The sequence below is a fragment of the Streptococcus sanguinis genome (genome assembly GCF_008329445.1).
Lineage (GTDB): Bacteria > Bacillota > Bacilli > Lactobacillales > Streptococcaceae > Streptococcus > Streptococcus sanguinis_O.
Window position 1 is genome coordinate 19,388 of sequence record NZ_VIBR01000005.1, and the last position, 14,109, is coordinate 33,496.

The following is a 14,109-nucleotide window of genomic DNA, read 5'->3' on the forward strand; positions in this document are numbered from 1 at the left end:
TTATGTCACTTGAAATAATAGGATTAATTGTTCATCCTTTTATTAATGTAGCTGCATTTTTAGTGATTTTATCAAAAATCACTAAAATTAAGCATACTCGCTTTTTTGTAGCTGTTTGCTTTGGTCTTGAGATTATAATTCCGTTTATAATTGCTTTTTTAGGGCATGTGTTTTCATTTGAAATCTCATTTCCATCATATGCGCTGTCATTTTTTCTCCCTCTATTTATAGTTTGGTATTTTTGTAGAGTTGAAAAGATTAAAAGATACCAATCTTTCTTACTTTCCTTCTTTTTATGTTTGTCAATTGATAGCTCTACTACTTTCTTTTCAGTTATTATTTCATCTGTTTTAGGAGATGATTTTGTAGCTCAGTACATGGGCTTGTTTCTGACATGTATCAACTTAATATCCTTGTTCTTTATGGTAAAGGTTATTGATATTTTTGATTTCAGAATAGATTATCTTAAAAGAAGTTTCTTTAAATCTCAGATTCTGATGATTAGTAGTTTATATGCAATGAATTGGCTGATTTTAAATCTCTCTCACTGGATTAGTAATATAAAGCATTTCAACAGTTTTAGCAGTATGATTGCTACTATTTGTTTCTTGGCCTTTCTTTCTACCTTGGTGACGTTCAAGGACAGCCGTGAGAAATACGAGAAAGAAGAGCGTTTGCGTCAAAAAGAATCTGAACAGCTTCGACTTCAGGAATATACTGATGAAATTGTGAGATTGTACTATGAAATCAAAGGATTTCGTCATGATTATGCTAGCATGTTGACGAGTATGCAAGTGGCTATTCAAACTGGAGATATCAAGGAAATTGAGCACATTTATCAAGAGGTCTTGGCTGATGCAAATTTGAACCTGCGTTCAGATAAATATACAGTTTTTGATTTGAATAATGTAGGAGATTCAGCTTTAAGAAGTGTTATGACTGAGACAATCTTTCAAGCGCGTGAACATCAGATTCAGCTGACTTTTGAAGTTAAGGATAAAGTGGAACGCCTTCCAATCAAGCTGTTAGATCTTGTGAGAATTGCTAGTATTTTATTAAATAATGCTATTGAGAGTGCCATTGACAGCCTGGAAAAAATTGTCCATGTTTCTCTGGTTCAACTGGATGATAGAACCATTTTTGTTGTTCAAAATTCTCGTAAAGAAGGAAAATTGGATTTGGAAGAACTCTATCAGCCCGAGTTTTCAACTAAAGGAGAAAATAGAGGCTACGGATTAAATAACATCAAGGAAATTTTAGATAGGTATGAATTTATCACTCTTGATACACAAATTGAGCCAAGCAATTTTACACAGATTTTAACAATTAGGAGATAGAATTTATGAAAGTGTTAGTTTTAGAGGATACCGTATCTCATCAAGTCAGGATGGAAACGACATTAGCAGAAATTGCTGAGGAACTTGGAATTGACATCCAGGTTCAGGTTACAGGAAAAATCAAAGAATTCAAAAAATATATTGAAAATGGAGACGTTAACCAGCTTTATTTTTTGGATATTGACATTAAGGGGGAGGAAACAAAAGGGCTGGAAGTAGCTCAATTTATCCGTCATCATAATCCTTATGCCATTATAGTTTTTGTAACCTCAAAATCTGAATTTGCTATTATGACTTTTAAATATAAAGTATCAGCACTTGATTTTATCGATAAAGATATCAACAATGATGCTTTTAAAAATAGAATCAAAGACAGTATTCTTTACACTAAGAGTACACTAATTGAAAATACCAATATGGTAGATTATTTCGAATATAGTTATCGTGGCAATGATGTTCGAATGCCTTATAACGATATTTTGTATATCGAAACGACAGGGAGCTCTCATAAACTTCGGATTGTCGGTAAAAATTTTCTCAAGGAGTTTTATGGAACGATAACAGATATTCAAGAAAAAGATCAGCAATCTAAACGATTTTTTTCACCACATAAATCTTATCTGGTGAATATTGACAACATTGTTGATTATGACAAGAAAAATCGAGAAATTATTTTTTACGAAAATCATCGCTGTCCGGTCACTCGTTTAAGAGTGAAATATCTGAAAGATATTTTCGAAAATAAAGGGAAAAGAGTTGACAAAGCTTAAAAACCTGATATAATGGAATATGTTCTGAAAGAGAGCATACCATATGGTCCGTTGGTCAAGGGGTTAAGACACCGCCTTTTCACGGCGGTAACACGGGTTCGAATCCCGTACGGACTATATTATCCGGCATAGCTCAGTTGGTAGTAGCGCATGACTGTTAATCATGATGTCGTAGGTTCGAGTCCTACTGCCGGAGCTAGAGACACTCCTAGTGGGTGTTTTTTTTATTGTTCAAAAAAAGGCCTTCACTAGCATTTTAATGAAGAGCCTTATTTTTTATATTGGTAAGGAGCTGTTTTTTTTGATATATTTACATTCTCTGCCGTTTTCTACGTAGAAAATTATAGCAAACAAATAAGATTATGCCAGATATGAAGGCAATGCCACCTTCTTTCAGTCCATTAGGAATGAAAGTGAGGACAACTTTTCCTTCTCCTTTTTTCACATCTAATTTCATAAAGCCGTTTTGAGCTCGTTTTAGTGTGACAGGCTTCCCATTAAGAGTGGCTGACCATCCCTTATCATAAGGAATGGTAAAGAATAATGAAGTATCCTTTTCCGCTCTATAGTTTGTTTTTACTGTGTTTAAATCAGTAGTTGTGGAAACGGGCTGCTCTTTTAATTTTTGAATGACATTTTGATATTGCTCAGTATTAACGGCAAAAAATTCTGGCGTATCAAAAGAAACTGTCGAATTATCTGGGAATGTAAAGCGAATAGATACTGTTTGACTTTGACTGAAATAGCCAGCATTAAAGAAAGGAAAAACATTATTAGTTGTATAACGTTCTGTAAAGTTATTTACAGTAATGTCAACATCTGTCTGATCATCATTACTAAAATCAATCCCAGCGACATTGACATATAGTTGACTGTTAGCAGGTACATTGACAGTATAGACTACACTAGCAAAGCTTGTATTGTTTTCTCTGTCAATATCCACTGTCACTCTGTTACCAATTTGCTTGACATTTTCATTAGTAGTTATAGCATCTACTTTATCATAATATTTAAAATCAAAGCCAGTTAATTGATTCAAAAATTCTGTCTGATTATCTAAAGTCAAATTTGTAAACTTGACATCCTGGTAAACATCATTGGTCAGAAAAGCTAAACCAAGTGCAGCATCATTTTGGTAGAGAGACATTTCTTTTTCAGTTTTCTCAGGAAGAAAACCAAATTTTTGAGGATCTGTTTCAGATAGATTGTAGCGAACACCAAAAATACTGTCCATTAAAATACTGTTGTTTTGATAACGGAGATTCAGATTTGTTCCTGCTGATTTAAAACCAAGTTTATCTAAAGTAGAACTTGCCTGAGTGTTTCGAACAGATGAGAACTGGGAAATTCCATTGTAGTTGAATTTCATACTGTCATTTCCCGTTTGTGGATTCAATCTTTCAGTTCTAAAAAAGTCAATATTTTCCTTTTTGGAATAATTGACAAGCTTGTCAATCTCGTCAAGGTGGCTAGCATAAGATGAACGAGTGGCAAATACCCATTCTTTAGCAATTCCTCCAACTTGATAATAGGAATTAAGCGACAATTCAAAAGTAACAAAGAAAAGCAAGACAGGGAGAATGATTTTTGGTTGAATCGAAGATTTTGCTAAGACAAAACTAATCAAGAGATAAGCCAGCAGAAATTCTAATGTTAGAATATAATTCTCAGGACCCAAAAAGTCATAATGTTTTCTCTGAATAAAAGTAATAATAAATCCAAGGCTGAGCAAAGTGAAACTAATGGCAACATTCATTACTTTCACATCTTTCCAACGATTTAAAGTCTCAGCAGCCATATAGATAACTAGCAGAGAAAATAACCAAGAATAACGGTGAAGAAACATGTTCGGAGCATGCATTCCCTGCCAAAGTAAGTCTAAATATTGAAGATAAAAACTAGCTATGAAAACTGCAATGAGTAAAAAGTAGCAAAGTTTCACGTGAAACTTAACAGATTTTAAGGTGAAAAATAAGATAGCCAGAATCAAGGGGAAGGTGCCGACATAAATCATAGGGATAGAACCATACTTGGTTGTATCAAAACTGCCAATAAAATTTTTAGCAAACACATCTAAGAACCAACTTTTTTCTGTCAGCAAAGAAGAAACTTTTGTCAAGGTTTCACCATGAGTACTTATGTCTAGGTAAGTTGGCAAAATCATGATTAGGCTAGTCAGACCTGCTAAAGCAGATACGATTGTAAAGTCAAGTAAACTTTTAATTCTATTTTTGAAATCCCAAGATAATTGAAGAAGGTACCAAAAGACCAAAAAGATTGCCATCATATATCCAAAATAATAATTTTGGATGAAGAGAATTGACAGTGTTGTAAAGTATAGCACTCTGCCTTTTCCAGTTATCAACCTGTGTAAACCTAACACAATCAAAGGTGCAAGGATAAACACATCTAGCCAGGTTTTAATTTCCAATTGACTGACTGAAAAACTCATTAAAGAAAATGAAGTTGAAAGAGTGATGATGAGTAAAGTTGGAATCTTTTTAAATATTCCTTTGATACTGATAAAGGTAGAAAGTCCAATTAATCCAAACTTGATTAAGGTAAATAGATAGACGGCATCTGGCATTGATTTCAAATCAAAGAAATAAACCAAGGGAGATAAGAAGCTACCTAAATAATAACTGGATAAAGCATAGAAATTCTGACCAAGTCCACTAGAGAAAGTATAGAAAATACTATCTGTGCCATGGAGGATATTTCTTAGGTTAGTATCAAAAATGACATACTGATGAAAACCATCACCAAGCAAGGGAGACGTTTCGCTATTCCAGTAAATTCCGTACATCAAGTAGACAAAGAACATGATGAAAAATGGAAGAAAGAAGGCACAAAAATAAGGCCAATTTTTTTTAAAATATTCTTTAATGTGATTCATATTTCTTATATAGAAAGAGGCAGAAACGTTGTTTCATGCCTCTGTAAAGCTTTGTAAACGTAAATTGACAAGGAATTAATCTTTCCAAAGTTCTTTGACTTTTGCCTGAACTTCTTGATTTTCCAAGAATTCATCATAGGTTTCGTCAATGCGGTCAATCACACCGTTTTTAGACAAGACAATGATATGGTTGGCCAAGGTTTGAATAAATTCATGGTCGTGACTGGCAAAAATAATGGATCCTTTGAAGTTTTTCAATCCATCATTTAAGCTGGAGATTGATTCCAAATCTAAGTGATTGGTTGGATCGTCTAAGACTAAAACGTTGGATTTAAGCAACATCAACTTAGATAGCATGACCCGAACTTTTTCTCCTCCTGACAAGACATTGACAGACTTGTTAACCTCATCTCCAGAGAAAAGCATGCGCCCAAGGAATCCTCGAAGGAAGGTGTTGTCATCCTCTTCTTTGCTAGCAAATTGACGCAGCCAGTCAAGGATTGATTCGCCACTAGCAAAGTCACGAGAATTATCTTTTGGTAGGTAAGATTGACTGGTTGTGACACCCCACTTGACAGTTCCTTCATACTCAATATCACCCATCAAGGCACGAATCAAAGCTGTTGTTTGGATATCGTTTTGGCCAATTAAAGCTGTTTTATCGCCAGGACGTAAAATGAAGTTAATATTATCAAGAATAGTTTCTCCATCTATCTTGACAGAAAGGTTTTCCACTGTCAAGAGATCATTACCGATTTCACGTTCTGCTTTAAAGCTGATAAATGGGTATTTACGGCTAGATGGAACAATTTCTTCTAACTCAATCTTGTCAAGCATCTTTTTACGAGAAGTTGCTTGTTTTGATTTTGAAGCATTGGCAGAAAAGCGAGCAACAAATTCTTGAAGTTGCTTGATTTTTTCTTCTGCTTTGGCATTTCGGTCAGCGAGCAGCTTAGCCGCTAGTTCACTTGATTCTTTCCAGAAATCATAGTTTCCGACATAGAGCTTGATTTTTCCAAAGTCAAGGTCGGCCATATGAGTGCAGACTTTATTCAAAAAGTGACGATCGTGGGATACAACAATAACTGTATTGTCAAAATCGATAAGAAAGTCTTCCAGCCAAGTAATAGACTGAATATCCAAACCGTTAGTTGGCTCGTCCAGAAGTAAGACATCAGGTTTACCAAAAAGGGCTTTGGCTAAGAGTACTTTGACCTTGTCTCCGTTAGAGAGCTCGCTCATATTTTGGTAGTGAAGATCTTCCGGAATATTGAGGTTTTGCAATAATTGAGAGGCTTCACTTTCAGCTTCCCAGCCACCTAGTTCAGCAAACTCACCCTCAAGCTCGGCCGCACGTACACCATCTTCATCAGAAAAATCAGGCTTCATATAAATAGCATCTTTTTCTTTCATGATGTTGTAGAGATGCTCATTTCCCATGATTACAACATCAATAGCCCGTTCTTCTTCATAGTCAAAGTGGTTCTGGCGAAGGACTGAAAGACGTTCATTTGGTCCTAGAGAAATGTGGCCTGTTGTTGGCTCGATATCGCCAGCTAAAATTTTTAAAAAGGTTGATTTTCCAGCGCCGTTAGCTCCAATCAATCCATAAGTATTTCCTTCTGTAAATTTGATGTTGACTTCATCAAACAATTTTCGGTCACTGAAACGCAGTGATACATCTGATACTGTAAGCAATGTCTTTCTCCTATATATATAATCTTCTTCATTTTACTAGAAAACAGAACTTTTTTCAAATAATTCTGAGATAAAAACTAAAAACCTGAGCAAAAAGAAAAAAGGAGAATAGAATGAACTAAGAATTTTATGTTTTACAGCCAGAATAGTTTGTCAATTAAGTTTACAAATTCTGTAAAGAGATGTCAATCAAACTGTAAAAACTGGATTTTTCGCTTTTTTCTAGAAACTTCTTTCTCATTTTCATTGAAAATGATATAATGAACTCATTATAAATTGAGGAGTAATAAATGACTAAACCAATTATTTTAACAGGAGATCGTCCGACAGGAAAATTGCATATTGGTCATTATGTAGGAAGTTTACGGAACCGCGTGCTTTTGCAGGATCAGGGTAAATATGAGATGTTCGTATTTTTGGCTGATCAGCAAGCTTTGACAGATCATGCAAAGGATCCTCAGAAAATTGTTGAGTCTATTGGTAATGTAGCTTTAGATTATCTAGCAGCTGGATTGGATCCTAAAAAAGTAACTATTTTTATTCAAAGTCAGATTCCTGAGTTGGCAGAGTTGTCAATGTATTATATGAATTTGGTGTCATTGGCTCGTCTTGAACGCAATCCTACTGTCAAGACAGAAATTGCGCAAAAAGGATTTGGGGAAAGTTTACCGACTGGATTTTTAGTTTATCCAATTTCTCAAGCAGCGGATATTACTGCTTTTAAAGCTAATTTTGTACCAGTAGGACATGATCAAAAGCCTATGATTGAGCAGACTCGGGAGATTGTTCGATCCTTTAACAATGCTTATCAGACAGATGTTTTGGTAGAACCGGAAGGGATTTATCCTGAAAATGAAGCAGCTGGACGTTTGCCTGGTTTGGATGGCAATGCTAAGATGTCTAAGTCTCTCAATAACGGTATTTATCTGGCAGATGATATGGATATTCTGCAAAAGAAAGTTATGAGCATGTATACAGATCCTAATCATATCAGAGTGGAAGATCCTGGAAAAGTTGAGGGAAATATGGTCTTTCACTATCTGGATGTTTTTGGCCGCCCAGAAGATGCTGCTGATATTGCTGCAATGAAAGAGCATTATCAAAGAGGTGGTCTGGGAGATGTCAAAACCAAACGCTATCTGTTAGAAATTTTAGAGCGAGAGTTAGGTCCGATTCGTGAGCGTCGTGTGGAGTTTGCTAAAGACATGGGGCAGGTCTATCAGATGCTGCAAGAAGGATGTGATAAGGCTCGTCAAACTGCCTCTCAGACTCTTTCAGAAGTGAAGTCTGCGATGGGGATTAATTACTTTAAATAACGAACATTATTGATTATAAATCACAAAAACTATCGTTTTTAGTTTTAAAAATGATGGTTTTTATTTTTTGTATAATAATGATTGACAATTTCCTATAGAATGGTATGATATTAACAACAAAAAAACCAGCTCTTATTCAAAGAAAACTGAACTTCAATTTTCTTTGGGTATTAGTTCAAATAAGAAGGAAAAGAGGAAACTGTGGATGTCTAACTGGGACACTAAATTTTTGAAAAAAGGTTTTACCTTTGATGATGTGCTTCTGATTCCAGCTGAAAGCCATGTACTGCCCAATGATGCTGATTTGAGTACCAAGCTTGCTGAGAATTTGACCTTGAATATCCCAATCATTACTGCCGCTATGGACACTGTTACAGAGAGTCAGATGGCTATCGCTATTGCCCGTGCTGGCGGTCTTGGAGTTATCCACAAAAATATGTCTATTGAGCAACAGGCCGATGAAGTTCGAAAGGTTAAACGTTCTGAGAATGGCGTTATTATTGATCCTTTTTTCCTAACGCCAGAGCATACGATTGCTGAAGCAGATGAGCTAATGGGACGTTACCGCATCAGTGGTGTTCCTGTTGTAGAAACTCTTGAAAATCGTAAGTTAGTAGGGATTCTAACTAATCGTGATTTGCGTTTTATTTCTGACTATGACCAACCTATTTCTCGCCATATGACCAGTGAGAATCTTGTAACGGCGCCTGTTGGAACAGATTTGGGAACTGCAGAGCGTATTTTGCAAGAACACCGGATTGAAAAGTTGCCTTTGGTTGATGATAAGGGCTGTCTTTCGGGTTTGATTACCATTAAAGATATTGAAAAGGTTATTGAGTTTCCAAATGCTGCTAAAGATGAGTTTGGCCGTCTTTTGGTCGCTGGTGCTGTCGGTGTTACTTCAGATACTTTCGAACGTGCAGAAGCTCTCTTTGAAGCGGGTGCAGATGCGATTGTTATTGATACTGCTCATGGCCACTCAGCTGGAGTTTTACGCAAGATTGCTGAGATTCGTGCTCATTTCCCTGATCGCACCTTGATTGCTGGAAATATTGCAACTGCTGAGGGTGCGCGTGCACTTTTTGATGCAGGTGTGGATGTTGTTAAGGTTGGAATTGGTCCTGGTTCTATCTGTACAACCCGTGTCATTGCTGGTGTTGGTGTTCCTCAAGTAACTGCTATTTATGATGCAGCTGCTGTGGCACGTGAATATGGAAAAACCATCATTGCTGATGGTGGAATTAAGTATTCTGGAGATATTGTCAAGGCTTTGGCTGCAGGCGGAAATGCTGTTATGTTAGGTTCAATGTTTGCAGGAACAGACGAAGCGCCAGGCGAGACGGAAATCTTCCAAGGTCGGAAATTTAAGACTTACCGTGGTATGGGATCCATCGCCGCTATGAAGAAGGGCTCTAGTGACCGTTACTTCCAAGGGTCTGTTAATGAAGCTAATAAACTAGTTCCAGAAGGAATTGAAGGCCGTGTGGCGTACAAGGGAGCTGCTGCAGATATTGTCTTCCAGATGCTGGGTGGTATCCGCTCTGGAATGGGCTACGTTGGTGCTGCAAATCTGCAAGAACTTCACGATAATGCTCAGTTTATTGAGATGAGTGGCGCTGGATTGAAGGAAAGCCACCCTCATGATGTACAAATCACAAATGAAGCTCCTAACTATTCAGTTCAATAAAAAAAAACGAGGTCGGGAATTTTTCCTAACCTCGTTTTAAATTTACGATTTAAATTGATATATATTTACAAATCAAAAGGCTATAAAAGTTGTTCTAACAACAATTCGATATAATTCGTTTACACTATAAGCAATATTTTGTAAATAAAATTTACAAAAACGTAAAGTTTGTGTAATGCTAGGATTGAGATACAATTTGTCCTTGCTGGATGGTGAAAATTTTTATATCTTGTGGAAGATTTTTTAAATGTTCTAAAGTTGTTGTAGTGATGAAAGTTTGAATATCCTGAGAGATAGTTTCTAATAATTTTAGTTGACGGTTATTGTCAAGTTCGCTCATTACATCGTCAAGCAACAAAATAGGTGTTTCCTTTGTAATGCTTTCTATTAACTTGATTTCGGCTAGTTTCAGTGATAAAACAAGACTGCGATGCTGACCTTGGCTACCAAAGTTGGCATCCATCTGGTTGATAAAAAAAGCAATATCGTCACGATGAGGACCAACACCTGTATTTTTTTTGAATAGATCACGTTTACGGCTGCTTATTAAGGAAGAGCGGTAAGTTTCTTCTAAATTGTCAATTTTTTGTAAAGGAATAGATGACAGATACTTGACAGTCAACTTTTCCAGATTCTGAGAAATGTCCCAGTGCTTGTCCTGAGCAAAGCTTTCTAATTTTTGCAAAAAATCTAACCGATGCCTGATTACACGACAGCCGTAGTCAACCAGTTGCTCATCAAGGACAGTCAAGAAGGTTTCATCAACTTTATCATTAGCTTTCAGATAGGCATTGCGTTGTTTGAGGACATGGTTGTAATTGGATAAATCTGATAGATAGACTGGCTTGATTTGTCCGAGTTCAATGTCTATAAATTTACGGCGTAGACTGGGAGAACCTTTAATCAGCTGTAAATCTTCAGGAGCAAACAGGACAACATTCATAGTTCCAATGTAGTCTGATAATTTACTTTGTTTCAAGTGGTTGACTTTTGTGATGCGACCTTTTGGTGTCAAGTTAATGTCAAGGGGAACTTTACCAGTCTTTTTTTCTAAGATACCAGAAACAAGGAGGTCATTTTCTGTAAAATGAATCAGATCCTTATCTGAGCGTGTACGGTGGCTTCTTGTCAAGGCTAGGAAATAAATAGCTTCTAAAATATTGGTTTTACCTTGTGCGTTCTGGCCTAGAAAGACATTTAAGCCAGGATGGAAGTCAATATCAGCTTCCTGATAATTTCGGAAATGCTTGATTTTTAATGATTGCAGCCACATGATTAGATACCAGGGAAGCGAACAGGGCTTTTAGTAGTTTTCTGCTTTTTAGGTATCCCTGTATTCTTACGCTTTTCTTTTTTAGAAGTCTGAGATTTTTTTAAATCCTTATTCATGGCTTTGACAAGTTCAGCAACTCGTTTTTTTTCTGCGATTTCTTTCTGGTGTTGCAGAATTTCTTCTTGACTAGGAGCTGTCAGATTAATTTCAATTCCTTGCTCAGGAAGGGAAATCCTATCATTGACACGGAGTTTTTTCCCCCGGCGGTTTTCTGGCTCACCGTTAAAAAGGACTGGATACTCACTTAGAAATGTTTTAATTGCTCCGCCGCTTTGGATAATTCCTGTTTCTTTTAAAAGGGCTTGTAGCGTGATGTAGTCATCAAATAATTTATATTCCATATTTCACCTCAACCCTGTCATTATACCATATTTGTTAGTAAAAAGTGCTGAGGTGCTTTGGATAAAAGTGGAAATTTTCTCCTGTTATCAGAAAACGTTTTAATCAGCAAAAAGCTTGGTAGAACAAACAAATCAGAGGCATTTCATGATATAATAGTAGTCTATATTATTCAGTATGAGGGGCGTCATGGAAATCACTAAAGGAGTTCGTCTCCATTTTATTCAATCAGAAAAATTTAAAACAAACAAAATTAAGGTTCGTTTTTCAGCGCCTATGTCCAAAGAAACAGTAGCTGGTCGGGTTTTAACAGCCAGTATGCTGGAGACTGTCAATGCTGTTTATCCTACTTCGCAGGCCTTCAGAGAACGTTTGGCCAATTTGTATGGTGCTGATTATTCAACGAGTCTTTCAAGGAGAGGATTGGTCCATTATTTAGATATCAATCTTTCTTTTGTGCGGGATAAATTTTTGAGTCGCAAAAATGTCCTGACAGATGCCATGCTTGATTTTTTGAAAGCCAGCTTGTTTTCTCCATTGGTAAGTCAGGACGCTTTTGATGAATCTGCTTTTGAAATTGAGAAGAAAAATATCTTGAATGATTTGGAAGCAGAAATTGAGAATCATTTTTATCATGCTCATCGAGAATTAGACAAACTCTTTTATGAAGAAGAGGAAATGCAGATGCCTCGTGTTGGGACGATTGAATTAATCCAGAAAGAGACAGCTGCAAGCAGTTTTGCTGCTTTTCAGCAGATGCTTCAGGAAAATCAGATTGACTTTTTCTTTATTGGGGACTTTAATGAAGTGGCTGTTCGGGAGAAAATTCAATCTTTCAATTTTGCGCCTCGCCAGCAAGAACTTCAGTTAGTTTATCAGCAAGAATATTCCAATGTTTTGCGAGAAGGACTGGAGCAGAAAGATGTTCATCAGTCAATTATTGAGTTAGGCTATCACTTCCCTATTCAGTACGGAGAGAGTGAGCACCTGCCCTTGGTCGTTTTAAATGCTTTGCTAGGTGGCTTTGCCCATTCGAAATTATTTGTCAATCTTCGTGAAAAGGAAGGGCTGGCTTATACAATTTCTAGCAATTTTGATATTTTTTCAGGAATGATGCGGATTTACGCTGGTATTGATCGTAGCAATCGGACCAGAACAGTTGCTTTAATCAACCGACAGATTGCTGATTTGAAGCGTGGGAATTTTAGTCTGGAAGAACTGAATCAAACCAAGAAAATGCTGAGAAATTCAGTATTGTTAGCTCAGGATCGACAGAATACAATCTTAGAGAGAGCTTATATGGCTTCTGTTTTAGGGAAAAAATTCTTATCTCTTGAAGCTTGGCTGGAAGCTTTGGAACAGGTTCGTAAGGATGATATTATCAAGGCAGCTGGTCAGTTGAAATTACAAGCTATTTACTTTATGGAAGGAAAATAATGCAGGGAGAAGTGCTAGAAAAAATCAATTATTCAGCAGTAGGAGAAACTGTCTATCAGACAGTATTAGCAAACGGTTTGCGTGTTTTTCTTCTGCCTAAAAATGATTTTAATGAAACTTATGGGATTATCTCAACTAATTTTGGTTCAGTGGATACTGGGATTGTTTCACGTGAAACCAAGCGGGTCACTCAATATCCGGCTGGAATAGCTCATTTTTTGGAACATAAGCTTTTTGAAGGCCTGCAAGGAAAGGATTTGCTGCTGGAATTTACTAAGCTAGGGGCTGAGAGCAATGCCTTTACAAGCTTTACTCGGACCAGTTATCTGTTTTCTGCAACGGATAACATTTCAGAAAACCTACAGCTTTTGCAAGAACTTGTGCATCAGGCTGATTTCACAAAAGAATCCATTTTGCGAGAACAGGATATTATTGGCCAAGAAATTGAAATGTATCAGGATAATCCAGATTATCGTCTCTTTTTTGGAGCCTTGGCCAATCTCTATCCTCAAACACCTTTGGCAGAAGACATTGCAGGAACGAAGGAATCTATCTCTGAGATAACCGTCGAAAATTTGAAGGAAAATTTCAAGAACTTTTATCATCCTTCTAATATGACTTTGTTTGTGATTGGTAATTTTGATTTGGAACAGATAGCTGCAGAGATTGCAGAACAGCAGGCAAAATTAGTTTTTGCTGGGAGTTCGGAACCTATTGAAAAAATTCCTGTTAGCCTTCACCCAGTGGTATCAACGGATACCTACCGAATGGAGGTGGCTAGTCCAAAACTGGCAGTTGGGATTCGAGGTACAGATTTTGTTGATAAATCGGAGTTGTATCGCTATAAAATCACTTTGAAACTTTTATTTGCCATGATGTTTGGCTGGACTTCCAAGCGTTTCCAATCCCTCTATGAAAGTGGGAAAATGGATAATTCTTTAACGCTGGAAGTGGAAGTAGAAAAAGATTTTCACTTTGTCATGCTGACGATGGATACTCAGGAACCGGTGGGACTTTCTCATCAATTTCGTTCAGCCATCAAGAATTTTGACAAGGATCCAGATGTGACAGAAGAGCATTTGGATACGATTAAAAGTGAGATGTTTGGTGATTTTCTGCATGGTTTAAACTCGCTTGAGTATATTGCAACCCAATATGAACCGCATTTGACGGGTGAGAATCTGTTTGATTTGCCGAAAATTTTACAGGACATCAGCTTGAATGATGTGATAAAACTAGGTCATCGATTTATCGATCAGTGTGATATGACAGATTTTACTATTTTTCCAAAATAAT

The 14,109-nt window shown here is 36.7% G+C and carries 10 protein-coding genes and 2 tRNA genes; 8 read left to right on the forward strand and 4 right to left on the reverse strand.

The features are described 5' to 3' along the window. The first annotated feature begins 2 nt into the window (after nt 1-2). The 4 genes from comD to FKX92_RS10510 all read left to right on the forward strand — a co-directional run bounded on the left by comD (nt 3) and on the right by FKX92_RS10510 (nt 2,303). Nucleotides 3-1,337, forward strand: a complete 1,335-nt coding sequence (comD, locus tag FKX92_RS10495; protein WP_149566280.1) for a competence system sensor histidine kinase ComD — start codon at nt 3-5, stop codon at nt 1,335-1,337. Nucleotides 1,338-1,342: 5 nt separating this feature from the next. Next, nucleotides 1,343-2,107, forward strand: coding sequence for a competence system response regulator transcription factor ComE (gene comE, locus FKX92_RS10500; protein WP_149566281.1), 765 nt, complete (start codon nt 1,343-1,345; stop codon nt 2,105-2,107). Between the two features lie 45 nt (nt 2,108-2,152). Then, a tRNA-Glu gene (locus FKX92_RS10505) sits at nt 2,153-2,224 on the forward strand. A gap of 5 nt (nt 2,225-2,229) precedes the next feature. Further along, nucleotides 2,230-2,303: transfer RNA gene (locus FKX92_RS10510), tRNA-Asn, on the forward strand. Between the two features lie 114 nt (nt 2,304-2,417). On the opposite strand, the gene FKX92_RS10515 is transcribed toward FKX92_RS10510, so the two are convergent. Both FKX92_RS10515 and FKX92_RS10520 read right to left on the reverse strand, forming a co-directional pair. After that, the gene (locus tag FKX92_RS10515) at nt 2,418-5,003 is read right to left on the reverse strand and encodes a YfhO family protein (protein ID WP_149566282.1); all 2,586 of its coding nucleotides are present in this window, start codon (nt 5,001-5,003) and stop codon (nt 2,418-2,420) included. 75 nt (nt 5,004-5,078) lie between these two features. Then, nucleotides 5,079-6,701, reverse strand: coding sequence for an ATP-binding cassette domain-containing protein (locus FKX92_RS10520; protein WP_002899531.1), 1,623 nt, complete (start codon nt 6,699-6,701; stop codon nt 5,079-5,081). A 290-nt stretch (nt 6,702-6,991) separates the two neighbouring features. Between FKX92_RS10520 and trpS the strand changes: the two genes are divergently transcribed. Continuing rightward, complete coding sequence (gene trpS, locus FKX92_RS10525; RefSeq protein WP_002899532.1) at nt 6,992-8,017, forward strand: tryptophan--tRNA ligase; 1,026 nt, start codon at nt 6,992-6,994, stop codon at nt 8,015-8,017. A 205-nt stretch (nt 8,018-8,222) separates the two neighbouring features. Next, a complete protein-coding gene (gene guaB, locus FKX92_RS10530; protein ID WP_032908038.1) occupies nt 8,223-9,704 on the forward strand; it encodes an IMP dehydrogenase in 1,482 nt (493 codons plus the stop codon). Nucleotides 9,705-9,882: 178 nt separating this feature from the next. Here the strand turns inward: guaB and recF are convergent, their stop codons facing one another. Both recF and yaaA read right to left on the reverse strand, forming a co-directional pair. After that, on the reverse strand, nt 9,883-10,977 hold the full coding sequence (gene recF, locus FKX92_RS10535) for a DNA replication/repair protein RecF (protein WP_149566283.1): 1,095 nt from the start codon (nt 10,975-10,977) through the stop codon (nt 9,883-9,885). A 2-nt stretch (nt 10,978-10,979) separates the two neighbouring features. Next, the gene (gene yaaA / locus FKX92_RS10540) at nt 10,980-11,378 is read right to left on the reverse strand and encodes a S4 domain-containing protein YaaA (RefSeq protein WP_002894275.1); all 399 of its coding nucleotides are present in this window, start codon (nt 11,376-11,378) and stop codon (nt 10,980-10,982) included. 187 nt (nt 11,379-11,565) lie between these two features. Here yaaA and yfmF point away from each other — a divergent pair, with 187 nt between their 5' ends. Then, nucleotides 11,566-12,813, forward strand: a complete 1,248-nt coding sequence (yfmF, locus tag FKX92_RS10545; protein ID WP_314830607.1) for an EF-P 5-aminopentanol modification-associated protein YfmF — start codon at nt 11,566-11,568, stop codon at nt 12,811-12,813. Next, the gene (gene yfmH / locus FKX92_RS10550) at nt 12,813-14,108 is read left to right on the forward strand and encodes an EF-P 5-aminopentanol modification-associated protein YfmH (RefSeq protein ID WP_149566285.1); all 1,296 of its coding nucleotides are present in this window, start codon (nt 12,813-12,815) and stop codon (nt 14,106-14,108) included. The genes yfmF and yfmH overlap by 1 nt, the downstream gene beginning before the upstream one ends. Nucleotide 14,109: the final 1 nt, after the last annotated feature.